The organism is Cyclobacterium lianum, assembly GCF_900143075.1.
GTDB lineage: Bacteria > Bacteroidota > Bacteroidia > Cytophagales > Cyclobacteriaceae > Cyclobacterium > Cyclobacterium lianum.
This window is the reverse complement of sequence record NZ_FRCY01000012.1, coordinates 15,764-39,775: the sequence shown is the minus strand read 5'-3', so window position 1 is coordinate 39,775 and position 24,012 is coordinate 15,764. Positions and strand designations below refer to the sequence as shown.

The 24,012-nt window shown below is 44.8% G+C and carries 19 protein-coding genes; 3 read left to right on the top strand and 16 right to left on the bottom strand.

All coding sequences use genetic code 11. The annotated features are described in order from the left end of the window. Positions 1–16: 16 nt before the first annotated feature. Positions 17–1,465, top strand: a complete 1,449-nt coding sequence (locus BUB19_RS17260) for a zinc metalloprotease (RefSeq protein WP_073096084.1) — start codon at positions 17–19, stop codon at positions 1,463–1,465. A gap of 155 nt (positions 1,466–1,620) precedes the next feature. Here BUB19_RS17260 and BUB19_RS17255 read toward each other — a convergent pair whose 3' ends face one another. Genes BUB19_RS17255 through BUB19_RS17240 form a run of 4 tightly spaced genes read right to left on the bottom strand, consistent with a single transcriptional unit; the run spans position 1,621 to position 3,333 of the window. Continuing rightward, positions 1,621–2,214 carry a dihydrofolate reductase family protein gene (locus tag BUB19_RS17255; protein ID WP_073096082.1) on the bottom strand — a complete coding sequence of 198 codons (594 nt, stop codon included), beginning with the start codon at positions 2,212–2,214 and terminating at the stop codon, positions 1,621–1,623. A gap of 51 nt (positions 2,215–2,265) precedes the next feature. After that, positions 2,266–2,550, bottom strand: a complete 285-nt coding sequence (locus tag BUB19_RS17250; RefSeq protein WP_245802889.1) for a hypothetical protein — start codon at positions 2,548–2,550, stop codon at positions 2,266–2,268. Further along, positions 2,547–2,924 carry a DoxX family membrane protein gene (locus tag BUB19_RS17245; RefSeq protein WP_073096080.1) on the bottom strand — a complete coding sequence of 126 codons (378 nt, stop codon included), beginning with the start codon at positions 2,922–2,924 and terminating at the stop codon, positions 2,547–2,549. The genes BUB19_RS17250 and BUB19_RS17245 overlap by 4 nt, the downstream gene beginning before the upstream one ends. Then, positions 2,914–3,333 (bottom strand): VOC family protein, encoded by a 420-nt coding sequence (locus BUB19_RS17240; protein WP_073096079.1) that lies wholly within the window; start codon positions 3,331–3,333, stop codon positions 2,914–2,916. The genes BUB19_RS17245 and BUB19_RS17240 overlap by 11 nt, the downstream gene beginning before the upstream one ends. A gap of 445 nt (positions 3,334–3,778) precedes the next feature. Here BUB19_RS17240 and BUB19_RS17235 point away from each other — a divergent pair, with 445 nt between their 5' ends. Continuing rightward, the gene (locus BUB19_RS17235; RefSeq protein ID WP_073096077.1) at positions 3,779–4,759 is read left to right on the top strand and encodes a GlxA family transcriptional regulator; all 981 of its coding nucleotides are present in this window, start codon (positions 3,779–3,781) and stop codon (positions 4,757–4,759) included. A 550-nt stretch (positions 4,760–5,309) separates the two neighbouring features. Here BUB19_RS17235 and BUB19_RS17225 read toward each other — a convergent pair. The 11 genes from BUB19_RS17225 to BUB19_RS17175 all read right to left on the bottom strand — a co-directional run bounded on the left by BUB19_RS17225 (position 5,310) and on the right by BUB19_RS17175 (position 21,230). Continuing rightward, entirely contained in the window at positions 5,310–5,762 is a 453-nt protein-coding gene (locus BUB19_RS17225; protein WP_073096072.1) for a phage tail protein, read from the bottom strand. 69 nt (positions 5,763–5,831) lie between these two features. Continuing rightward, positions 5,832–6,026, bottom strand: coding sequence for a hypothetical protein (locus tag BUB19_RS17220; RefSeq protein WP_073096071.1), 195 nt, complete (start codon positions 6,024–6,026; stop codon positions 5,832–5,834). A 412-nt stretch (positions 6,027–6,438) separates the two neighbouring features. Then, the gene (locus BUB19_RS17215; RefSeq protein ID WP_073096069.1) at positions 6,439–7,101 is read right to left on the bottom strand and encodes a hypothetical protein; all 663 of its coding nucleotides are present in this window, start codon (positions 7,099–7,101) and stop codon (positions 6,439–6,441) included. A 64-nt stretch (positions 7,102–7,165) separates the two neighbouring features. Further along, positions 7,166–8,410 carry a polysaccharide deacetylase family protein gene (locus BUB19_RS17210; RefSeq protein WP_073096067.1) on the bottom strand — a complete coding sequence of 415 codons (1,245 nt, stop codon included), beginning with the start codon at positions 8,408–8,410 and terminating at the stop codon, positions 7,166–7,168. Between the two features lie 7 nt (positions 8,411–8,417). Next, complete coding sequence (locus BUB19_RS17205) at positions 8,418–9,782, bottom strand: neutral/alkaline non-lysosomal ceramidase N-terminal domain-containing protein (RefSeq protein WP_084097420.1); 1,365 nt, start codon at positions 9,780–9,782, stop codon at positions 8,418–8,420. Continuing rightward, a complete protein-coding gene (locus tag BUB19_RS17200; protein WP_073096063.1) occupies positions 9,779–11,143 on the bottom strand; it encodes a neutral/alkaline non-lysosomal ceramidase N-terminal domain-containing protein in 1,365 nt (454 codons plus the stop codon). The genes BUB19_RS17205 and BUB19_RS17200 overlap by 4 nt, the downstream gene beginning before the upstream one ends. A 63-nt stretch (positions 11,144–11,206) precedes the next feature. Then, positions 11,207–14,260 (bottom strand): PVC-type heme-binding CxxCH protein, encoded by a 3,054-nt coding sequence (locus tag BUB19_RS17195; protein ID WP_245802888.1) that lies wholly within the window; start codon positions 14,258–14,260, stop codon positions 11,207–11,209. Between the two features lie 16 nt (positions 14,261–14,276). After that, a complete protein-coding gene (locus tag BUB19_RS17190; protein ID WP_178371525.1) occupies positions 14,277–15,815 on the bottom strand; it encodes a SusD/RagB family nutrient-binding outer membrane lipoprotein in 1,539 nt (512 codons plus the stop codon). 106 nt (positions 15,816–15,921) lie between these two features. Further along, the gene (locus BUB19_RS17185) at positions 15,922–19,230 is read right to left on the bottom strand and encodes a SusC/RagA family TonB-linked outer membrane protein (RefSeq protein ID WP_073096060.1); all 3,309 of its coding nucleotides are present in this window, start codon (positions 19,228–19,230) and stop codon (positions 15,922–15,924) included. A gap of 194 nt (positions 19,231–19,424) precedes the next feature. Continuing rightward, positions 19,425–20,264: a FecR family protein gene (locus tag BUB19_RS17180; RefSeq protein ID WP_143156078.1), complete on the bottom strand. Its 840-nt coding sequence runs from the start codon at positions 20,262–20,264 to the stop codon at positions 19,425–19,427. 423 nt (positions 20,265–20,687) lie between these two features. Continuing rightward, positions 20,688–21,230: an RNA polymerase sigma factor gene (locus BUB19_RS17175; protein WP_143156077.1), complete on the bottom strand. Its 543-nt coding sequence runs from the start codon at positions 21,228–21,230 to the stop codon at positions 20,688–20,690. Positions 21,231–21,872: 642 nt separating this feature from the next. Here BUB19_RS17175 and BUB19_RS17170 point away from each other — a divergent pair. Continuing rightward, positions 21,873–22,790 carry an endonuclease/exonuclease/phosphatase family protein gene (locus BUB19_RS17170; protein WP_073096249.1) on the top strand — a complete coding sequence of 306 codons (918 nt, stop codon included), beginning with the start codon at positions 21,873–21,875 and terminating at the stop codon, positions 22,788–22,790. 16 nt (positions 22,791–22,806) lie between these two features. Here BUB19_RS17170 and BUB19_RS17165 read toward each other — a convergent pair whose 3' ends face one another. Beyond that, complete coding sequence (locus tag BUB19_RS17165; protein WP_073096056.1) at positions 22,807–23,961, bottom strand: DUF4221 family protein; 1,155 nt, start codon at positions 23,959–23,961, stop codon at positions 22,807–22,809. Between the last annotated feature and the right edge of the window lie 51 nt (positions 23,962–24,012).

Sequence of the window (24,012 nt, the reverse complement as noted above, 5' to 3'; positions counted from 1 at the left end):
TGAAATTATACAAGCAATGACACCAAACACCTATCCGTTAATCAGGTTTTGGATCTGTGCCCTGACCGTCCTGCTCATCTCCGCCTGCGACCCCCCTCCACCAGGTTGCCCGCACTGTTCTGACGATTTACAGCTACCATCCATTCTAGCCGACGATATTCCTTTCAGAACGCTGGAAATGAAATGGAACGCACTGAATGGCGCCCCTTCTATTGACGACCCTTCGCTCCTTTGCGAGGATAGCATTGATGAAGTATTGCTAAACCGGCATCTGCGTGCAGGACTCTGTAACTGGACACAGTGTAAGATCCTGCTGGGAACCGTTTTCGGCCCCACTTCTAATTACGGGCTCTTCAATGACCCCGACCTATCCGTCGGGGCAGCAGGTGACGTTGTGGTACACAACACCTCGCTAACGCAGGAAATGGAGGATTTGGCCATCCTTTGCGACAACCACTGGAATATGCAGCCTACGGGTATAGCCGCCATCGCTGTTCGTGAATTTGTAAATGCCGATGGCTCCGCCAGCCCGATCAACGGGATTGCTTTTGCCAATTCCGGTACCCGGCCTTTTTTGTTTATTGGGGACCTTGAATTCTTTCCTTCCTCCCACCAGGAGATGCAGCGAAATACCGAGAGGATATTGGCCCACGAGATCGGACATGTCCTTGGACTGTGCCACGCCAATGGTGATGATGGGGTGGCTTGCAACAGCGGCTTTGTCGATTTTGACGATTTTGGAAATCTTATGTCCGGTGCCGGGAGTACAGCCAACAGTAGAACCCTCGTTGAGGATCAGTGTGATATAGTGCGCACCCGTTATGCAGACCTATTTTTCCCCTTAGATGGCACTCGAAGCCGCATTGTTTCCCTAATGGACGAAGGAACGGAACGCTTTGCTTCTGCTGATAATTCCGTTGACCTCTACAAAACGATGGTGTTTGACCAGCTTGCCGAAAGGGGCTACCTGAAGCTGCTACTGGGAACAAATGGTCTCTTTAGCCCTCGAAAAACCGAATACTGGGTTTTGCTGGACCTGGATAATAATGAAAATACAGGACGGAACGGTCGTCTGATCGTGGAAGGAAGCGATCAGGAAGGCGTGGATATGGCTGTTAAGGTAGAAGTGAGTGAAAATGGAAGCCGAAGCAATACCACCTTGTACGGAGCCGGGGAAAGAGACTTCCAGCCACATTCTCTTACTAGGGAATTGGTAAGATCAGGGCTCTTCACCAGTGAAATGTACGTTTCTTCGGAGAAAGAATGCACCAGTGTTCCTGTGTTTCAGGAGATCGAGATCAACCTCTTGCGGGAGGCCTTGACAAGGTATAGCGATACAGGACAGGTAGACCTTTCATTTGCCAATGGCTTGAAAATACAGACCATCTCGATCGGAACCGCAGCAAATGGAGAAAACTTGATGGATAAATCCCCGGAGCGGCCGCGGGCGATTTTCCTGCAATAGCATTAACTCTTCGGAGATGGCAGGATGCCAGGCTCTTTCTACCGGTGTTCCTTTGCCACTTTCAAAAGATAATTGGACATTTATTGCTTAATGCTTTTAAACCAAATATACCTGAAAATTTACTGGAACTAACACTCCCTGCCAACGCCACTTTCCTAGTCCCCTACTGTACCAGTTTTCACTCCTCCGGCTCGCTTGTAATTAACAATGATCACGCCGCTGGGTGTCACTGTGCTTGCTGTAAGCGTAAATGCAGCAGGGATCACACCCGCGTCAAATAATTTCTTACCCCTACCCAGAGTCAGGGGGTGAATTTTGAGCCATAATTCATCCACCAGGTCATGTTTCAACAACAGCTGGATAAGCTTACTGCTGCCGTGAACCTGAATATCCGTCCCTTCCGTATTTTTAAGCTGTTTGATATCCTCCAGGCTGCTGAGGAAAACCGAGTTTTGCCAATCCGATTGTTGCATCGTCCTGGACAAAACGTACTTTGTGACATCATTGATACCTGGCCATTCATCGCTACGCTCCGGCCAATACGAGGCAAATATTTCAAACGTCTTCCTGCCCAGTAGCAGATCTGCGGGACGCAACTGCTTTTCCATGACCGAAGCATAGGTTTCATCAAAAAACGGAGCCAGCCAACCCCCATAAGTAAATCCGCCGGATGTATCCTCCTCAGGTCCGCCGGGTGCTTGCATGATACCGTCCAATGTGACGAATGAGAGCACAATTATCCTTCTCATAACAAATCATTTATTTGAAATACAATCGACAGTTATGCCCATAGGGTTACTTCACCCTCTGGTATCTTCCTGATTTTCCTTCTCGTCAGCCAGTACTTCCGCATGGAAACCCGTACGTTGAAGCGTTTCAATAATATAAGGGGCATGGGGTAGCTTTCCGGCACATTCCACCCGGAGGATATTGTCACAGTCCTCAAGGTCAAAGTTGGCCCGATACGCCGGGAACTGCCTGTGAATGATTTCGACCAGCGATTTGGCGTTTTTTGGGTGGCTCACGTTGGTTTTAAAGACTTCTACCATTTGATGCTTCTGGTTAGCAGTAATGAGATGCGTCATGCGATCATCGGAAAGTATTTTTTACGATTCTCAACGATCACCCAAACCAAAATCGCAAACAACACGATTGGAAGCGCAAGTCCGGCAGGCGCCACCACCAGATGATGGATGATGATTCCTACCATTACCGGAAAAATGACCATTGCCCCGAGGGCTCGCGTCTTTGCCGGAATAAAGAGCAGGCCTCCCAGAATCTCAATCACAGCTACCAATGGGTTTATCCAACCAATCATGTTGAAAGCGTCCATGGTTTTTAGGATATTTTCAGGCAAATCATCGGGGACCGGCATGTAGTAGAAAAACTTGTTGAGGCCGGCGTTGATAAACAGTAAACCGAAGATTAAGCTTACAATCGTTAAAATCTTATGCTTCATCACTATAATTTACCATCCACAACACCCCAAATTTATCGCTGAAGCTTCCGAAGTAGTCACCCCAAAACTGCTTTTCAAGTACCATTTCAATTTCTCCCCCATCGGAAAGACCGGCAAAAAGGCGATCCGCTTCCTCTTTGCTTTCGGGGTGAATGGAGATGTACAGGTTGTTGCCTTTTTTTAGTGTATGCCCCATAGAAGGCAGGATATCTGAGGCCATCAGAATGGTGTCTTTGCCGATCGGCAGGGAAATGTGCATGATACGGTTTCGCTCCTCTTCCGGAAGTTTATCTACGTTCGGGGCTTCGCTCATTTTCATGACAGTCAATTCCCCACCAAACACCGACTGGTAAAATCGGAAAGCCTCTTCGGCTTGTCCGTCAAAGTTGAGATATGGATTGGTTTTCATGGTACGGTTGTTTTTATCTATCTTTTTTCGTCTAAATCTGATTTCTGGCAAGAAACACTATTCGTTTTATTCTAATTTTTTTTCCGGCTTAACTAAATCACACACATTTCGACAGGCATAAGTAACGGCCTTTTAATCCATGGCAGAGGCCCGAGCAAGGGCCGGAATTTTTTTGCTCATGTTTTTTTAACTGCTGATAGATTACTTTAAATCCATCTTTACAAAAATAGGCTTTCTGCATTAGGATACTAGCGTGTAAAAACGACAAAGAAAAGGGAAGAATGCGACAAAAGATAGTTATTTTGCGTCATGAAATCGAGCTTGCCTAAAGTCAGTTAGCCATGATGAAATCCTCACAAAGGGTGATAATTATTCCCTATATGAATATTCCCAGCCTGACTTATGTCTTTCGGGCCGACATCTGACCATCAAGACAATTTTAAGGATGAAACATGTTTCTATCTTACTCCTGCATGGCGTAAACCTGGCAGGAATGGAGAATGCACGGCAGGGATTCCTTGAGGCCAACGCCTACCTGGAGCAGCAAGGGCAATCAGCCATTTTTAATGTGGAGCTTGTGGGCTTGGAACGCAAAGTCTGTTTAAATCATTACACTATCGAAGCGGACAGCTTACTTCATGAAGTCCAAAAGACAGATTTGATCCTTATCCCGCCGGTTCAGCAGCATTTAACCGCCGAAGCCATCAAAAAGAACCAGGGATTTTGCCCCTGGATCAGAAATAATCGTGACAAAGGCGCTCAGGTGGCCAGCCTATGCCTGGGAGCCTTTATTCTGGGATCCACCGGATTGCTCAATGGAAGGAGTTGTGTAACCCATTGGCGGGCAGCTGCAGATTTTCAAAAGCTGTTTCCTGAAATCAATCTGGTGCCGGACAAAATACTCACAGATGAAGACGGCATTTACACGGGTGGGGGAGCTTTTTCATCAGCAAACCTGATACTATATTTGATTGAAAAGTACGTAGGCAAGGAGGCCGCCATATATTGCTCCAAAATCTTCCAGATAGATATGGGCAGGACCTCCCAGTCGCCATTTATCATTTTTAGCGGGCAAAAAGACCATGCGGATGAGCGGATAAAACAGGTTCAGCATTTTATCGAGTCTCATTACCAGGAAAAAATGACCGTGGAAGAATTATGTGGACGATTCAATCTGGTCCGGAGAACGATGGAGCGAAGGTTTAAAAAGGCAACAAGCAACACCGTGGTCGAATACATCCAACGGGTAAAGGTAGAGGGTGCAAAGCGGGAGTTGGAAAACGGCCATAAGACGGTGTATGAAATCATGTTTGATGTAGGGTACACCGATACCAAAGCTTTTCGGAATGTGTTTAGAAAGTATTCGGGCATGTCCCCGGCCGATTACCGCCTGAAGCATGTCCGTACCGGAACTTCACCTGTATAGTTCAGTTTACTGCCTGGAGATTCAGTTCATTATGATAACCACTCATCGAAATCCCTAGTTTGTGGAAAGCAATGGAAATCATTTTTTTGACAGAAGCAGTAACGAAAAATGTATCCGTTGAAACGATGTTCCAGGCTGAGCTGAAAGGTTTGGAAAATCCATTTTCTGTCGGTAATTTATAGGGTTCAGAAAGTGGTTTTATATTAACCATTGTGAATAATAAAACCCTCACCAATTTTTGTCCACTATCTTATCTTTTCCAAAACGGCATCCTTTATAAGCAGAATATTAAGTTAAACGGATATAATCCAACCGTTTTACAAATGAAAGAAAATGAAGTTCTCTTTAATATTCCCAATTAGCCCGCTGAAAGGTAACCCAGCCAAGGTGTCCCCTGGTCCTATCTTGCCTGAATTCAATAAATGCTACTAATCCAGGCTTTGGCCGACCTGGGGATTTCTGTTTTCTGTAGTTGTTTCCGATTTCCGGACCTTGAAAAGCTTGGGGACTTTTTAATTATATTCCTATTTAGTCAGAGGGTGGTGATCGTTTAACCATTACTCATGGAAAGCTCCTCAAATGAAATTTCAATCGCCTCCACCGCTATTTCATCTGCGTCTGATTTTAAATCAGAAGAAGTTATTTTGACAGGAAAAGCATTGTTAAGGGTCCAGGTCATCGTTGGAATACCATTCCCATCACAAAGTTTGATGATTAGGGTTCGGCGTTCAATGGTATTCATCCTGACCTTTTTGAACCAATCCCAAAATAGGTGGTCGCTCTTAAAAATGCCCTTCTTTAAAGTCACACAGCCATACTTAATCATTCCCGGCATTTTGATAGGAGCAAATACCGGATTATTGCCATGTCTGTATTCCATTCGTTGTGGTTCTGTCTCCAAACCACTCACCTCCTGAAAGGGAACGGCAGCCCCGGTTCCAAAGTCTACCTCGAAGTAAAACTTTGGTAAAGGCCATATATTATCTTCTGCTTCTTCGGCCATGGTAACTTAAATTTAGGCTATTAATTTTTAAATGATTGATAACATGGAAGGTGGTGCACAAAACAAATGTCATTTCACAGTCAATCGAACAAAAGCCAATTCATCGCTCACATTCAAATAAAACCATACCATTCCATCCTTAAAGAAAGGTCTCTGGGGTATGGGAGTCGAAAAAGGCTTACCAATACCATTTACAACCTCTGTCTCTCTGACTACCTCAAAAGCATCATTGAGAATACTGATTAACACCTTGTGGTCATACATTTCCAGCAGCCCTTTGTCATTCCTCCTTGGTAAACCTACGATTGAAACCCTAACCTACTGGTTATTTGCCGAATCGCTCATTAAGGTAAAAAGGTGACCTCTTTCCCGATCTCTGGTTTTCGACTGTTAAATTCTTCTCTTGAATTGACATACCTGGTATAGGTCCCTGATTTTTCTGATGCGGTTAAGGTTGGTAGGCAGGGGTAGTGTTTCAAGTTTTCTTCGACTAAATCATATACGGCTATTTTGCTAAACACGGGATTCGTGATTACGAGTTTGTTTCCCAATCGAACAATCTCTGTGTTTTGGGGAGAAACGGATGCCCCTCTTCCTTGCTGGTATCTTATTGTAAAAGCTTTTGCCTTCTCAAATCCATTTAGCTTTACTTTTCTTAAAACATCCGTTTCCTTGTTTACTTTTTATAGCCCTTACTTTCCACGATCTCTTTTAATCTTTCAACCCCTGCATTCGCCTCTGATAATAAAGTAGTCTCCAAGTGAAAAAGGTCTTCCTTTACGAGCCGTTCTATTAATACAGAAACATCTACAATTTTTGTATTGGAATCGAGGTCCAGTAACTTGTTCAATGAAAGGTTGGCAACGTCTGAATACTGCTTTTGAGAGTCATAGACATTGGTTATTACCTGAATGGTATTGATATTCAATTCATTAAATATACCGCTTACCTTTGCGCTCTCATAAAAAGTAGCGTTTGTTTTCGCAATTATATAGCCTTTCCAGCTGGGCAGCTTGGTGAAATTAAACTTCTTATAATGCTCCAGAAACGGTAAGAAATAGTCTTCTTCATCCAGTGTTTTGCTTAGACTATCCAGTTCAACGCTAATTTTTTCGTGGTAAGCAATGCTGTTCTCTAAATTCCGGGCATTTGCTTCGAGTTCGGAAATTATCTGTGTTAATGCGTTTAATGTATTTTGGTCAGTCTTCTTTTGGTTATTCCTTTCACCCACATATAAGGCCAGGAAAACCCCGAAAGCAACAATTAGTAGGTCGATGAAATACCTGGAAAAACTCCTCAGGAATTTTAATATCCGTTGCTTGAAACGAAATTTAGCCATACGGTTTTTGAAAAATGATTGGTTTAGATACAGGCTAAAAATAATAAATTTTATCCAATTCTGATCATTTCCCTACCGGCACCAGCGTCAGCGCTTTTAAATCCATCAGAGCCCCCTCATCAAAATCCTCCCCGGAAGCCACAATAATCCGGTTAAAATCCTCCTCCAATGCCAGTTCCCCTATCTTCGTTTTTTGAAAGGTCTCCCAGGATCCGGAAGGTTTTACGATCCCTTCAAGGGTCTGTTCGCCGGAGGTAAGCACAAAAGGCTTGCCCGCCTCTTCGTCGGATACAGACCATTCCATCCAAACCTCATACTTACCTTTCTCTGGCAGGTCCAGGTCCCATTCCACCCTATCCTCAGCCGTAAACCAGCCAAATGCATTCCATTCCGGCATGTATTTGATATCCGGACCTATACCCTTGCCCTTTTCTGCAGTAAGGTAAATGGTTTCTCCCTCAGCAGGCCGGGATATACCGGGAATGTTCAGGTTCCCTTCCATTTCTGCCCGTTTTTCCTTGACATATTTCGCAACCTCCCCGACTGGAGCGATCCAAATGCCATTGGCCGGATCATTGGCGTAAGCAGCCAGCTTTCTCAGCATGCTCAGGTAAGTGGTCTGATTGCCCTCCGTCCTGGTCTCATGCCCGGCCAGGACCAACCATTGGCGGTTTTCAGCAGCAGCCTCTATCAGAGGCAATATTTCCTCAAAGGACTTGTTGTCCATTTCCATCCCGGTGAGCTGCGCCATATCCGCATAATAGGGATCTACGGGAGCTTCATCCTTCCAGCCCCTTCCCGAGAGAAACATTTCTGCGATCAAAGGCACATAACTTTGGGTACGCTCCCCTTTGCCCACATAGGTAAGCCCGCAAGGATAGGCAAAGACTTCCGGTCTTACCCCCAGGAGCCGTTCTACCTCCTCATTGGCAGCGGACAATTCACTACGCATACGCTCCAGGGTATAATCCTCAAGGGCTTTATTTCTCGACCAGACAAAATTGCCACTACAGGGATGGTACAGGGAGTGGTTTCCAATCTCATGTCCCGAGGCGACAACCTCTTTCCATGCTGCAATATCACTTTCCATACCGGACGGAACCACATAAAAAGTAGCTTTGACCCCATACTCATCCAATAAGGCAGCCCCCGGATCGGGATTGCTGGCCCGGGCATCGTCAAAGCTCAAACTCAGGGCCATCCTCTTCCCTTCCGGCCAGGGAAAATCCGGGTTTTGGGCCCAGGAATTGAAAATCATGGAAATGGATAAGACGGGGATAAGTACACTCACAGAAAATAAGGATTTCATCTCAAAATTAGTTTAATTTTTTGCTTTTTAGTTCACTTTGTAAGTAAGACAAAACTGCCTCACCGAATCTTTCACCGGCACCGGGAATAAAGGGCGATACAGTCGGTTCATAACCTTTATAAGCCCACTCCTCCTCGGTTAGCATATAGCCCAACCAACCATTGGTATAGCCATAATAAAAGGTATAGAGAAAAGGAGACCGATCTCTGACCTCATTCGAAATTTCACAAAACAGCTCCAGGGGACTTGCCCAAATCCCTATTTTGTCATTGATATTCAGGAAACGCGCAGGTACTTTAATCATTTTTACATCGGCAGTGGTATCCGCAAGGTAATCATTTAAGGCCTCAGGCCATTTTAATCCCTCCTTCACCGGCGTCAAAAATTCCATCTCCGAAGCCGTGAATGAAACCTGGTTTTCATAGTTAAGGATCTGAGCATTGGCCTCCAGAATTTTATCTCCCAGAAGCCTTCTGAATTGATTCAGTCTTCCTGATCTGGCATCCGGATATACACTGTAAATAGGAGCGATATTGCCTGCCGCTCCATTGATAAACAGCATGGGGGCACCAGATTTTTCTTCCACATAGTTGGCGACTACTCCGGAGACATCCCCGCTGATCAGTAAATTTTGTCCTCCCAAAACGGTCCCGTGAATGGCATAATTCGCCACTGTAGCCATTAACCGGTGATCTTCCTGCTGCACTATTTTCAGGATACCAATCTTTCGGTCCACTGCTCCGTCCGGGTTGAGGCCCAGGAAAGCGATATCGTCAATATCCCTGGCTCGCCTGTTGATATTGGCGAATGAATGACCCCAACCAACACCGAGGCTTGCGGGCGCAAGTTCCCTTATGCCCCGTTCGATACCGGCCAATAATTTGGAGGTGACCAAATCCGTATAGCTGGTATCAATGGGGTGGGTATACCGCTCTCCCATAAAAGCCGCCGGGAGTCCGGGCCCGCCTACTTCCGGTGCAGAATGCGTATGAGTGGCAGCCCACCAGAAATGAGATCGTGCTATCCCAAACTTTTGCTCCACCAATTTTGCTACCTGGTCATAGGTAGCGGGAGAGATCAAACAGATATCTGTGGACACCAGCGCAAAGATAGACTCACCGTCATCCAATAATAAAATCTGATGGTAAATACTATCCAGAACCCCTTCGGATTGCCGGGCTCCATACCCTAAAAGGAATTTGGATACTTTTGGGGTTATGTTTTCCTTGACCACTGCTGCCCTAAAGTCTCCGGCAAAAGAAAAATGTGTTGATAAAAGCAGAGGCAGCATCAGGAAAAAGACCACGATGGATTTTTTCTGTTGGTCAGACTCAAGGGGTGTGGCAACTATCAGTTGAGAGCATCTCATCATTTACTTGATTTAGGTAAAATAGCATATATACCATTCATGATTGTCTCTTCTACGTCCTCAGTAAATTTAGAGGGCTTCTCATACCCAATCATCGCTGTTTCCGCTTCATACCCTCCCTCTCTCAATATCCTCAGCGATGGAATGTAACAGGGCATATCATTGGCATAGGCATTTACCCATACCCTGTCTTCGCCCAACTCCTGCTTCAGCCTTAGCGCATAATCTACCACGACCTCCCCAGCTAAAAAAATCATCACCAGGTCTTTTCCAAAATCCCACACCTGGATCGGGTAATTGATTTTCTCAGGAATATCGCCACTTCTCGCCATTCTACCTAATAACAGAAGTGAGTAATTACTCGTCCGTCCCGATCCTTTGGCATCGGCGGCCAATTGTTTCGGATCAGGCATACTCGCAAAGCTTAATTCCACATATTTCATTTTGCCTTCAGGCAGCTGATGGATGGGTTTCCAATCATCTTTAGTCAGCAATCGATCGACCTCATCTGCTATCTGTTTTCCCTGATCTCTGGCATAAACCAGATCCATTTCCGGCTTATCCGTATTCATTCGCGGGGAGGAGTTTTGGTCGGCTCCACAGCCGATGACCACCATGGCCAGGGCACCGGGAGGTAGGTTTTCTTCCATCTGAAGCTGGGCTTCCCCAACCCAATCCCCATGAACCACATTATTCAGGGGGCCCAGTGTTACTGCATGACAGGCATAATTTACCAGTACGGCCTTAATTTCGCCATTCAAATCTGTAATTTTCATGATCGGCAAAGAATGATCCGTTACCCCCTCTGGGTTAATTGAGGTTCTCCTGTTGATTGCAAAACCTACTTCTCCTTTCGAATGGGATACCAGGGAAGGCGAGGCATTTGCTATGGCATCCATCGCCAAATCTTTTAATTTAGGCACCAACCCCATGGCATACACGGCTATTTCTGCCAACTCGTCCGGATCCAGCGGCTTGTGAAAATGGGAAACAATATTCCCAATTTGCGGACCACTATGAGTATGGGAAGCACAGATAGAGAGATTGGCGGGTAAAACACCTATCTCTTGTGCGAGCGCTTCCCTCACCTTTTCGGTGATCTTATGTGGAATACCCAGTAAGTCTACCGTAATAATTATACGGTATCCTCTTTTTTCATCGCCAAAAGCCATCGCTTTGGCCCAAAGGTCATGATGCACACCCTCAAACGGTACATCCCTGCTGGAATAGCCGGTTAGCCTAACCGGCGTTTCAGGAGTAATAATTACTCTTGCCAGTCCTACATTCAGAGGCTTGGGGGCTGACCCAAAACCAGTCAGCTGAAAGGCTCCAAAAGTCAGCAGCGATAGGATCAATCTTTTCATATATAGCAATTTCATTTTCTTTCGGTTACTTGTGAAATATTTGTAATAAGTAATGCAATTGTATCATTCTGCTTTACGAATATAAGCAAGTAAATCTGCCATTTCCTGGACCGAAATACCTTGCTCAAGTCCCGTGGGCATGGCAGACATTTCTACTAATTTCAGCGTCTTTATGTTGGTCCTCGAAATGTTCCTGTCAATTCCTCCAGCGTTCCTGAGGTTGATTGCTGTGGGAGTCTCCGAGGAAATAAGCCCCTGATGAAGCTCCCCGTTTTGTAATTCTACTTCCCAGAGATCATAGCCGTCAGCAATGGACAAATTAGGATTGAGAATATCCATCATAATACTGGCAGGACGTCTGTTTTTTAGAGAGGAAAGGTCCGGCCCAAAGGCAATCCCCTGCTCCTCGCCCATTTGGTGACAGATAGCACAATTTTTCCGGAAGACTACGGCACCTTCATCTATGGTCCCCTGAAGTTCGAGAGCAGGTTGGTAGGTCTCTATAATTTTCTCGCTTTCGCCTTCCGGCCGGGTCAAAATAGCCCTGGCCCTTACCCTGAGCGTTTCGTCTTTGTTGGCCATCAAGCCTACACTTCTTCTCCAGCCAATAGTGGCCTTCTGTATCAATCCATCTTCCAGGGCTGTCAGTAACACAGTAATCCGCTCCCCATTCATCATCATCGCACTAACAGCCGCATCCCTTAATTCGGGCGTGAAGCTTTCCCACCGGTCGATCACCAATTTTGAAAAAGAACTATCCTCTGATTTACTTAAAGCACGAAAAGCTGCCAATTGAACAGGCAAAGGCTCCATTACTTCCACCATTTCTACCAGCATATCCTGGTATTCTGCTATATTGCCCAAAGCCAGAAAACGAATTCCGATGCTTCTTTCTTCTCCACTTAAAGATTGGTTTTGTGCGATCGCCTTTGCTTTGGACAAAGCTTCGTTCTTTCGCTCCACATGCTCCAGTCCAATACCTTCCAATACCTGAATTGCCGCCGCCTTTACTTCCGGTGAAGGATGATCAAAAACGCTTGAGGCCAGCAGACCTGCAGCAGCTTCGTGCGCTCCTTCCAGCTTTTTGCTTTTGATCCCTTCTGCCAAACCACGCAACAGAGCGGGCTGCCAATTGTACTCATTCTGGGTATTGCTTTGAACCGCTCTATGGACCATGGTGAAAATAGCCTGCTCATCCATGCTGGAACCCACCATAGAGGCCAACTTTTGCACCAGACTGTTGTAGGCCGGTGTGGCCGTATACTGGTCCAGAACCGGTGTAATAAGACGGCTGCTTTCTGAAAACGGTGCTGAAAGCGCTGCCAATTGCACCCACTTGTCATCAATATCCCGGAACAAAAGTTCTTCCCGAGCCAGAAACGCAGGTTCACTTTCCACATACCCAAGCGTCTGAATCAACTGAAATCGGACCTTTGGGTCCGGATCGTCCTTCAATGTCAACAACAGGTCGGTCAACTCAGGAGAAGATGCCAGAAAAAACTCGGAGAGTTTGATCGCATTTTCCCTAATCCCAGGTACCGGATCTTTCAGAGAATGGCTGAGGGTTTGCTGGTCCAGCGCATCCATACCCTGCAAGGTCCACAATGCATGAAGTCTGCCCATTGGGTCTTCCCCGGACACTGCCAACTCTTTTAGAGCGGGTATCAGGGCAGGAGGTTGCTGGTCCAGTAATAGCCTTTGGGCATTCATCCTCCACCAGGCATTCTCATGAGACAGGTAGCCCATTAACTCCTCTGGAGATGCATTTCCCAGTTTCAATTTATCGGACCAGGCTATGGGTTGGCTGCCCTTAGATGAAATGCGGTATATTCTACCCTTGTCGGTTCCGTTATACAAAGCACCGGATTGGACCACCTCTTCGGCCATCCATTCAGGATGTTCGATAATCTGCCGGTAATAATCAACGATATACAAGGCGCCATCCGGCCCGACATAGGCATTCACAGGGCGAAACCAGGCATCTGTAGAAGCCAGAAACTCTTTGTCAGGATGCTCTCTGGATGCAATAAAACCAGTGCCGTCCTCTTTAATAAGATCCACATGCACAATATTACTTACCGGCTCCGATACAAAAGTCGCCTGGTGGTACCGCTCCGGAAAGGCCCCACCAAGGTAAGCTGTCAGTCCGCAGGCAGAGGTCATTACTCCCAGGTCTGTAAGCAACTGATGTTGGGGGTTGATGGTAATGGGATAAACTTCAGCACCACTGCCATGGTCAGAGGACGACTGTGTAACTTCCGTAATTACCAGATAAGGATTTCGTTGCAGGTATTCAGCAGAAAGTACCTCCTGAATGATATGGTTGCTGTTGTTTACCAAAAACCGATGACCGAAGGCATCCGCAGTATGGCCAAACTGGGTCCTGCTGCTCAGCAACTCCAGTTCATAGGTATCCGGTTTAAACCGGATACTCCTTCCCCCTGCATTTTGCGGCAACCTGTTGATATCCGGCCTTTCGGGAAAATAGACGTCCGTACCTTTGTCTCCAAATTTATCCTCATAAATAGTGGTGGTTACGGAAGGTTCATGGCCAAGATAGATCCAATTGTCTAAGGCTAGTTTTGGGGTATTCACATTATGTTGCGGATTCGACAACGCAAATCCTGTCAGGAGGATATCTTTGATATCTGCTTTTCCGTCACCATCACTATCTTCAAGGTAGTACACGTTTGGCGGATCGGTCACAATCAACCCTTGCTTCCAGCGCATGATCCCGGTAGGCATCACCAAACTGTCTGCAAAAATGACACTTTGATCCATTTTCCCATCTCCATCGGTATCTGTCAGCCGCTTCACCTTGCCAGACCCGCTCAAATCCAGCGGGTATCCGTGCATTTCAACCACATACAAGCGGCCATGCTCATCAATCTCCATAGCTACCGGATCTGCCACCAATGGCTCCCCTGCAACAAGCTCAATCTCAAAACCTTCTTGGAGCGTAAATGTGGACAAGGCATTTTCCGGAGATCTGTCATCAGCCGGTGCACCGGAATGGCAAGCAAAAACCATCAGTCCTGCCCCCAAAAGAAGAGGCAGGATCCGAGGGTGATAAAGACAAACGTTAACTACAGGTACACACAAATTCTTTTTCAGCATATTTTTATTGATTCGTTCAATCCACATCCCACCAAAGTGGAGTGAAAATATTGTCTTCTCCATTTAAGTAAAGGCCGATTGCTTCCTCCACAGATGCCTGGCTACTATTGGTTATTGAGGTGGGATATGTAATCCGTTTTATGTATTCGCCTCCGGTAAACTCACTGTAATTGACGGCAACCGGATATAGTTTTGGGTAACCGGTCCTCCTGAATTCGGACCAGGCCTCCTGCCCATCCGGATACATGGCTATCCATTTTTGGGTGATTATTCTTTCGAGCTTTCGTTCGAATGTATCATTCTCTTCCCATTTAACAGTGATGTCAGTGGTGGGAGCTATGTTATTTGCAGGATTATAAGGATCAACATATGGCAATTGCGTACCAGTACTGTTGTTTAGGTATTCATCTACACCTCCAACTCCATTGGCATTGAACGAAACCCTGATCCCCTCTTCATAAAAATCCTTTGCTGTACCCCCCATATTCCAGCCTCTGAGTGCGCCTTCGGCCCTGAGAAAGAAGCTCTCGGCTACGTCCATTACCTTTACATAGGGGTTTCCAAAAAAGTTTACCTGAGAAAAACCAAGGTAAGGTTGCGCACCAAAAATAGCTCCGGACCGAACTCCTTTTATTTGCCCGTTTAAATCGGGATCTGATGCAGGTACCGCATAAACCGGTAATCTGGGATCATTATATCCGCCGAGCAATGTTTCAACCATCGCATTGATTCGGGTTTCCTGCCAGGCAGAAGTAATTGTTTCCAAAGGATGTATGGTACCAGTCGACATTTCGAAAGAAACATCTGCTGCTGTCAAAACTCCTCCTTCCGCCAGCGCACTCTCCGCTTCCTGCCGGGCCCGTTCCGGATCTACTTTCGAAATCCTGATTGCAAGCCTTAACCTTAGAGTGTTTGCAACTTTTATCCAGGTATCATAATCTCCCCCGTATCTGGACTTATCAAATTTAGCATACCTGACCTTATCTGCATCTGGATTTTCTTGTTCAGCCTCTCTCAAGACAGCTACAGCATCTTTCAATTCTGCAAAGAATACATCATAGGCTTCTTCCACCGAATCAAAACGCACATCGCTTGACTCACCGTATTTTGAATAGGGAATTGGTCCGAAAATATCTGCAAGTCGATGCCCTGCAAATGTTTTAAAAATTATTGACAAAGCATAAAGGTCCGGATAAGATTCATCAAACCCCTTTTTTTTCATCATCACCCATTGATCCAATACCTTTTCAGACGGTACCAGCCAAATTTGATTGTTCCAGCTATCGACCATGGCATAGGTTCCATTATTTCTGTTATCAAAAAAAGGTGCCGGCAGACTCATATATCCACCATAATTGTCAGCATTTAAGTTTTGCTGCATCTCAATGCGCCAGGTGGTGAGTACATCCATTATGCCGAGTTGCATGCCCGGGAGAGAAACCCCTCCCTCATTGGCATCGTGACGTAGTAATTCGTCGGTAATGAGCTTTTGATCCCGATTCAGATCTTGCATGTACTCTACACAAGATACCGATACCAGAAGAATTGCAGCCATGATTATGACACTGATACTTTTTATATTTGGAATGAAATTTTTCATTTTCTTTTATTTAAGTTGACAGACTCAGAAAAGATCCATTTTAAACTCTCGTTTTAAATGATCAAAATACAGCCCTCAGACTGGCACCAAATGATCTGGTTTGGGGTTGACTAAACGAAGCTATACCCTCAGAGGTCGGAGATGTATTTACGCTGATCTCTGGATCAAACGGAGCATTTTTGAAAAAGAAAAACAAATTGCGCCCAATCAGTGAAAGGTTCAATTGCTTGATGAAATCATTAGTGAAGGGCAGGTTGTAACCGATTTGAAACTCTCTCAACCTTACGTTTGTGGCGTCATAAAAATATTCAGAGGCGATGGCCGTTGCGCCGGCACCAGTTTGGTTTAAGTAAAACTCTTTTGCATCCACCAGCTGCCCATTTACCATCACACCACCATTATCCCTTGCCAATCCTGTCCTCTCTGATAGCCCTTTATAATCCAACCAAACTTCAGTTCGATTGACCACACCTCCGCCAAAACGGCTATCAATCAGGAAAGACAATGAAAAATTCCCGTAACTGAAAGCATTGTTTAAACCTGCCAGAAAATCAGGGTTTGCATTCCCTATAAACTGGTCGGGATTAGGTGAAACCAATGGGATTCCAGCCTCATTGGTGATTAAATTCCCCTCGTCGTCCCTTTGGTATGTCCGCCCATACATGTCACCAAATGCACCATATTTTCCGTCTTCAGGTCTTGTCAGGAATATGGATACCAACCTGCTCTGATTAAAGCTGGTTAACACAAATCTCTCTGCTTCAAGTAGGTCGCTCAACTGCCTGATTTGATTCCTATTGTGGGAAAAATTAAGTGATGTGGTCCATCTGACAGCTCCCAAATCGGTGTTGTAATTGACGATACCTTCAATGCCCTTGTTTCGAATTATCCCTCCATTAATCCAGAAATTGGAGGCTCCTGCCCCAGCCGGAGCCTGAATTTGCAATATTTGATCATATGTGGTAGCATTATAATAATTCAAGTTAACGCTCAACCGGTTGTTGAAAAACCTGAGTTCTGCACCGACTTCATAAGACTTTGTCCTCTCCGGGCTAAGGTTCAGCGTGTCACTTCCGTCAAAATAGGGAAGTGTTCCTCTGGGGTTAATATTTCCATTATTGTCCAGGGACATGGGGGGTGTCCAATTAGCTATTCCGAAAGGCAGACTGTTTCCAACCTCCGCGTAGGAGGATGACAATTTCGCAAATGATAAAACCCCTGATGAACCTCCACCGCTAGCAGATGCATCTTTCAAAATATACGAAACTCCAACCGATGGATAGAAAAAAGGCTGAGAGACAGTTGAACTCCACTCATTTCTTCCTGTAATATCCAGATAGACTTTATCCCTGAAACCAAGTGTTGCATTTCCAAATGCTGCCTGGGTCATGCTCTTTCTCAGACTTTCACTTTTATTGAAGAGTCCATTCAGCGCAAAAACCGAAAAATAGTTTGGAAATGTAAGCGAGGTGGCAACTGTGCTGGATAGATTTAATCCATCGCTGGTAGTCTCACGATTGCTAAATCCCAAGGTACCGGATAAATTAAAATCATTACTGATATTTTTATTGCCAATTAATAACAAATCAGAATAAATATTTCTCACCGCAGACCTGCTGATTCCATACCCGCCGTTCGGACCAGCCACTGTTCCCTGCGTGCTGGCATAATTTCTGAACTCGGATTTATCAAAAATTTTATCGTAGGTGACCCTTCCCTGTAAGTCCAGCCAGCTGTAAAGCTCAAGTTTAGCTGTAATTGCGGAAATGGTATGGTCCCTTAAAAAATCCCGCTGGTTTCTGTTCTGCACCCAATAGGGGTTTTGATTGGGGAAAGTTTCATTCCGTATATAGGGCCAGTTCTGGACATACATGGCCCTTACAGGATCCCATACTTCAAAATTGTCTTTGTTGTACTTCGAGAAATCATCCCCTACCGGAAAGGAATATATTCCCGGGAGCGCACTATAACCGCCTGCAGAATTTTGGTTATAAATCTTCTGGTCAGTGTAATTGACAGCCGCATCTACGGATAACTTGTCGTTAAAAAATTGAGAGGTTAACCTTACGGTGAAATTGTTTTGCTCTAAATCATTTTCAGGAAGTATCCCGCTGGCATTGGTATTGGAATAAGACATGTATAGCTGACCAATGTCACTTCCATTGGAAAATGAAATCGAATTGATCATGGTCTGCCCGGGCTGGAAAAATTCCTTCAGATGGCCATCGCTTCCATTATTAATCCGTTCCCCCCAACTGTCATTAAAATCCGGATTTGTCTGCCCGTATGAAGTTTGCAGTCTCGGTAAATCGACCGCGTTTTCGACGGTATAAGTTGAGGAAAATTCCACCTTGGACTCTCCGTGAATTCCTTTCTTCGTATTCACCAGAATAACTCCATTTGCGGCCTCGCTTCCATACAAAGCCGCTGCAGACGCTCCTTTCAAGACCTGAATACTCTCAATATCTTCCGGATTGTAATTGGAGAGAATGTCTGTACCCCCTACCATAGGCACACCATTCAAAACAAACAATGGCTCACTATTTCCGGTAAGAGATTTATTTCCGCGTAGAAGTATTCTCGGTGCACTTCCCGGCCCGAAGTTACCTTTTGTAATAACCGCTCCGGCAACTTTTCCCGCCAGGCTATTCATGAAATTCGGATCCTTCACTTTGATCGCTTCATCTGGTGAAACCTTCTGGGTGGCATAAGTGATGCTTTTGGGATCCTTTTCTACACCGAGAGCAGTCACCACTACTTCATTCAAACTCTGAACGTCTTCCTCTAGAACGATATCAATGGTCGATGTTTCCGATACACTAATCTCCTTGTCCCTGAACCCAATGGACGAAAAAACCAGTATTACTCCACTACTTCCCGGAACCTCCAACCTGTATTCTCCATTAATGTCCGTGACAGTACCGTTGGTCGTGCCCTTTACCAATACAGTTACCCCCGGTAAAGACTCGCCATCACGGGTTGTCACCGTACCGGAAATGATCATTTGGACTAACTTTATCGATGAAATTCGGTTTTTTATCTCATCATTAGATGATTGATTCAAAATGATTTGCTTTCCCAAAACAAAATATTCGATACCTTTCGATCTGAACATTTTGTCCAAGACCAATCCTAACTCCTCATTTTTGATTTTCAAAGAAATGGTCTCTTTCGGATTCACTAACCCTACCGAATAAGCAAATTTCACATCAGCAATTTCCTCAATTTGTTTCAAGACCTCTTTTATTGGCCGCTCATCTATTTCCAGTGAAAGATTGATCTTCAATACGTTCTGAGCACTTGAAGGACCTGCAAACGAAACCCCGGTAACTATCAGTAAAATAATTAGTTGAACCAATGATATTCTCATTATTTTTATAAATAATGCAGTGTGGTGTACTTGAATTTTCATACATTTGTAAAGTTTTTGTTACAAAATAATTTAGGCAAAAACGTCCCTATAGGCATCTAGCCTTCGCACTAGGGAAGCAATCAGGTCAAAAGTGGCTCCAACACTTTTGGCCTTTTTTCTTTTCTTTTATTTATTTCATATTTATTGTTTTTTTAGTTTATACATCCTTTTCCATCAATGAAAATTTGATCATCTATTTGATAATACTTCGCATTTATAGCCCTGGAGATGATTTCAAGACAAAGATCTAAGGTTTCGTTTGTCAAATCAGCAGTAATACTGCAAGCGCTTAGCGCTTCATTTTTTATTTTTATCCTGACATTGTGAACATGATTCAATTTTTCTATAATTTCCTGAATAGAGGCTTCTTCAAATTTTAAATCCATGTTTGATCCGCCCGACATCAAGGGTGGTTCATTCTTTATCACTTCCTCACCGAAAGGAGCTGCCTTATTGTAACTGACTTTCTCCCTCGATTTCAATACCACGTTCTCCCGGGTTCCGTCCTCCCTGTTTAAAGTTACTTTGACACTTCCTGTCAATACTTCAACGGCCTTTTCGGCCTGCTTTTTGTAATCCCTTACATTAAAACTTGTCCCCAGGACCTTTGTGATCATATCGCCTGAATGGATGATAAATGGCCTGCTTTTATCATGGACCACATCGAAAAAAGCCTCTCCTTCCAAGCGAACTTCTCTGCTATTCTGATCAAACTTTTCCGGATAGTATAGTCTGCTATCACTTTTTAACCATACTATACTACCATCAGATAAGTTGATCTTGTTTACGTGGACACCCAGCTCTGATGCACTGCCTTTTTCAGAAGTTGTATGATTGCCTACGAACACTGAAAATGTTAGTATGCCCAAAATGAAAACTGCTGAAATTTTAAGGGCATAGCTGATATCAATAGGTAGGAAACGATGTCGATTTGACGAATTTTCAGATTGATAATCTGCCATGGCATCGATCTTCCCATTTACCTGCTTCAAAATTTTTTGGCCGATGTCGACGATCTCTTCCCGAGACAGTTCGCTTTTATGACTATTTAAGGAATCATACCAATTGTCTATCACCTGATTCTCTTTGGCGGATGAGCGACCAAATCGGTAATTCCTTAAAATCTCCTTGATTCTTCTTATTTTCAATTCCAGACTGATTGATTTTCAATTGTTCAAACAAATGCCCCAATACTTTTAAGTCAGTTAAATACCTGCATCGTACTAGCCGGTACCAAAAAAAATATAATCTATTGGGTAAAATGAATAAAAAATAAAATTGCACAAAACCTAATTACTGATATATTATTCCAAACTGTAAATAATGAAAGAATATTATATAAATTTAATGTTGACGAATTCAAAAAAAACAAATTAAGATTGCTTTTTACACACGGCGAAAAAAATAACGGGATATCAAACAAAGGGTGTAAAAATCAACCAAAAGCAATTATGTATCAGGTGCGCCTTTATAACCTTTAGTGCTTTCGATATCTGATTCTTTACCGTTTGCTTCGAAACTTCCAATTTTTCGGCAATTTCATCCAGGGACATGTGCTCATTCCGACTCAATTGGTAGACCAGCTTCACTTTCGGAGACAGCTTGTTGATGCCCATTTCCACCCTCTTCTCTACCTCAGCAATATGTAAATTATTTTCGGTGGCACAATCCAATTCATCGAACGCATGTTTTAATGAAGCCAGGTGATTTCTCCTCACCTTTTTTGACTCAAAGCAATTTATTATTTTGTATTTCAAGGCCGTAAACAAATAGGACCTTAAAGAAGAGGTAATTTCAAAATCCGCTCTCTTCATCCAAATGGAAACAAACAAGTCCTGGATAATGTCTTCAGCCTCCTGCTTATCTCCTAATTTTTTAAGCGCACAGAAAAACAATTCCTCCCAATACCTTCCGTAGATACAGTTAAAGGCATCCCTGTCGCCCTTTTTTAAAAGCATCAATAGGTTTTCGTCGGTATGGTTGCCGTGATTTTTGATAGATTTTTCAATTAGGTGATAAAACAGCTGTCGTGATAAATTTATCAAAGAATTCGCTATTTCCAAAATAGATTATTTTGGAATGGAAAGTGTAAAAAATCAGGATATACAAAACAAACCATTGCTTCGCTGATTTAAACCGATTATCCTAATCCGCTTCTTTTCATCAATTTTTTACCCTTCCAAATGAAATCCACTCTGTGGATAAAAATCCAACCCGGGAATATTTCTTTGCAAAAATTGGCGCAATCAGGATTTAATTTTACTCCCTATCCGGGCTGCTTTATGCGCAGTATACCATTTCGAAACTCCCTTTTGCTCCGCACTGTGGTAACCTGCTGACTTTGGCAAATGCAGAAAACCCGGCATAGGAACGTGTCAGGCAAGCGCATTGTCAACCCCACCAGTTCACCCGGATTTCGCCTTGCATGCCAGCTTTTCTTTCCTCCTGCTGCTGATCATTTTCTTCCCGGACCCTGCTGTCAACCGGATAATTTAGTAACTTAGGTGCATGGAAAAGGAAATCTCCGCAAAAAACCTTTCTGCTTTCAGTTTTCTGCACCCTACGCTGCCATCGGAAATACCAAACCATCTCCACACACCATGAGACTACCTATAATCATCCTTGCGCTTTTTGCATTTCTTCTGCCTGAAGTATCCGCCCAAAACCAATCCCTCAAAGTCATCAGCTATAACATCTGGAATGGATTTGACTGGGGAAAGGACCTGGACCGGCAGCAGGCAATGGTCCAATGGCTCAAAGAGCAAGACGCAGATGTGATAGGTTTACAGGAGCTCAATGCCTTTACTCCGGAGAAACTCGCCCGGCTGGCCCGGGAATGGGGGCATCCCTACAGCCTGCTTTTGAAAGAAGATGGCTATCCCATTGGCATCACCTCCAAAACCCCGCTTGAACTAAAAAGCCGCATGCTTGGTGGATTATGGCACGGCATGCTGCATGCCAAAACCCGGGATATCGATTTTCTGGTGGTTCACCTCAGTCCGCACGACTGGCAATTCCGGCGATCTGAGGCAGAGATCATCTCCACCTATATCGAAAATGTGCTCATCAAAAATGATCAGAAAAAATTCATGGTGCTAGGAGATTTTAATGCCCACTCCCCTTTCGATGCCGGATTTGACCGGGCACATCCCGAAACGCTGAGCCGAAATCAGCAAAGCGACAGCCTGCGATTGGCCGAACAGGGCCCGGATGCCTACCAAACCCTGCGCCGGGGCCATTTTGATTACAGCGTAATGTCCAGGTTTTTGTCCCTCCCCCTGATCGATGTGGTACAGGTCCACACCGCGGAAAACCGGAAGTCTTCATTCCCTACCCCCATGATCACCCGTGATCTCGATCCGGCCCAGCGCGCCGCATACAAACAGCGCATCGACTACATCCTGGTAAGTCCCTGGTTTGAGGCTGCCTGCACGCATGCGGAGGTAATCAATTCCGGCGCACCGGACCGGCTTTCCGATCATTACCCGGTGGCCGCTTCGTTTGGCTGGGAAGAATAACAGCGGAAATAAATCTCTACCCAGCCAGCCCCAGGCGTACAAATGCCAATTCGTCATTGACATTCAGATACAGCCATATTTTCCCGTCTTTCACAAATGGCTTTTGGGTACCGGCAGAAAAAAGTTTCCCCACCTCATCCCCGATTTCCTCCTCCCTGATTACTTCAAAAGCACCGTTAAGGATACTGACAAACACCTGATAATCGGTAATTTCCTCCAGGCCTGCCTCGTTTATCGTTGATTGCCCTATGAGAGACAGGCGCAGGTACCGGTCATTGTCCTCGTCATACATCAGGGGCAGGAAGGTAACCTCCTCTTTTATCTTGGCCACTTCACTTTCGAAAGCCTCTCTGGAATCGACCTCCCCTACATATTTGCCCACCTTTTCGCTTGCAGTGAGGCTGGGTCTACAATCGTAATATTTCAGGTTCTCATCGACCAGATCATAAACCGCTATCCTGCTGAATACCGGATTGGTAATGACCAGTTTATCTCCCAACCTCGCTATTTCTGTGTTTTGGGGAGAAATGGTGGCGCCGCCGCCCATACTGTGCCTTACCGAAAACTCACTTGCCTTCTCAAATCCCCCCAGTTTTATTTTCTGGAGTGAAGCGCTTTCTTCATCCAGGATTGCAAAAAAGATATCGCTCGTCTCATAATTCTCCGTCAGGCCATACACGGTCTTATAGTCGCCGGAGGGGATAATTTTTGAAATAAATTGCTCTCTGCCCTCCAATCGATCCCCGTCAAATTCCCTGCCGGTTAGCTGGTACATTTTCAGTTTTTGTTTGTCCCGGGTAAATATACTCGTACCATCCCAGCTTGTCAAAATCAGGTTATTATTGACGTCCGCACTCACCCCATATACATAGGCACCAAAAGCATTGGGCCCGTCGGTTTCAAAATCCATCTTCTCTTCAAATTCCAGGGTCTCCAGATTGATTCTTTCCAGATAGGGACTGGTACCTCCTGAATTGTAAAGATACTTCCCATCCTTACTGAGACCAGAAAAATAGATCCCAAAACGCAGGTTGATGATATCCTCTCCGGTATCTATCATCACCGTATCGATGGATAGGTCAATTCCCTCCACCTTCTCAGAGGCCGAAGGATCGCTCTTGCAGGCCAGCAAGAAAATGGGTACCAGTAGTGTAGACAGGAAATTTTTCATGTTTTTATTTTATGTTTTTCTGAGGCCGGATGCTTGCCTGTCGGCAGTCGG

What these genes read in the sequence shown, in the direction of transcription:
- BUB19_RS17260 (WP_073096084.1), top strand. Translation starts at nt 17, where the DNA reads ATGACACCAAACACCTATCCGTTAATCAGGTTTTGGATCTGTGCCCTG.
- BUB19_RS17255 (WP_073096082.1), bottom strand. Translation starts at nt 2,214, where the DNA reads ATGAGAAGGATAATTGTGCTCTCATTCGTCACATTGGACGGTATCATG.
- BUB19_RS17250 (WP_245802889.1), bottom strand. Translation starts at nt 2,550, where the DNA reads ATGACGCATCTCATTACTGCTAACCAGAAGCATCAAATGGTAGAAGTC.
- BUB19_RS17245 (WP_073096080.1), bottom strand. Translation starts at nt 2,924, where the DNA reads ATGAAGCATAAGATTTTAACGATTGTAAGCTTAATCTTCGGTTTACTG.
- BUB19_RS17240 (WP_073096079.1), bottom strand. Translation starts at nt 3,333, where the DNA reads ATGAAAACCAATCCATATCTCAACTTTGACGGACAAGCCGAAGAGGCT.
- BUB19_RS17235 (WP_073096077.1), top strand. Translation starts at nt 3,779, where the DNA reads ATGAAACATGTTTCTATCTTACTCCTGCATGGCGTAAACCTGGCAGGA.
- BUB19_RS17225 (WP_073096072.1), bottom strand. Translation starts at nt 5,762, where the DNA reads ATGGCCGAAGAAGCAGAAGATAATATATGGCCTTTACCAAAGTTTTAC.
- BUB19_RS17220 (WP_073096071.1), bottom strand. Translation starts at nt 6,026, where the DNA reads ATGTATGACCACAAGGTGTTAATCAGTATTCTCAATGATGCTTTTGAG.
- BUB19_RS17215 (WP_073096069.1), bottom strand. Translation starts at nt 7,101, where the DNA reads ATGGCTAAATTTCGTTTCAAGCAACGGATATTAAAATTCCTGAGGAGT.
- BUB19_RS17210 (WP_073096067.1), bottom strand. Translation starts at nt 8,410, where the DNA reads ATGAAATCCTTATTTTCTGTGAGTGTACTTATCCCCGTCTTATCCATT.
- BUB19_RS17205 (WP_084097420.1), bottom strand. Translation starts at nt 9,782, where the DNA reads ATGATGAGATGCTCTCAACTGATAGTTGCCACACCCCTTGAGTCTGAC.
- BUB19_RS17200 (WP_073096063.1), bottom strand. Translation starts at nt 11,143, where the DNA reads ATGAAAAGATTGATCCTATCGCTGCTGACTTTTGGAGCCTTTCAGCTG.
- BUB19_RS17195 (WP_245802888.1), bottom strand. Translation starts at nt 14,260, where the DNA reads ATGCTGAAAAAGAATTTGTGTGTACCTGTAGTTAACGTTTGTCTTTAT.
- BUB19_RS17190 (WP_178371525.1), bottom strand. Translation starts at nt 15,815, where the DNA reads ATGGCTGCAATTCTTCTGGTATCGGTATCTTGTGTAGAGTACATGCAA.
- BUB19_RS17185 (WP_073096060.1), bottom strand. Translation starts at nt 19,230, where the DNA reads ATGAGAATATCATTGGTTCAACTAATTATTTTACTGATAGTTACCGGG.
- BUB19_RS17175 (WP_143156077.1), bottom strand. Translation starts at nt 21,230, where the DNA reads ATGCTTTTAAAAAAGGGCGACAGGGATGCCTTTAACTGTATCTACGGA.
- BUB19_RS17170 (WP_073096249.1), top strand. Translation starts at nt 21,873, where the DNA reads ATGAGACTACCTATAATCATCCTTGCGCTTTTTGCATTTCTTCTGCCT.
- BUB19_RS17165 (WP_073096056.1), bottom strand. Translation starts at nt 23,961, where the DNA reads ATGAAAAATTTCCTGTCTACACTACTGGTACCCATTTTCTTGCTGGCC.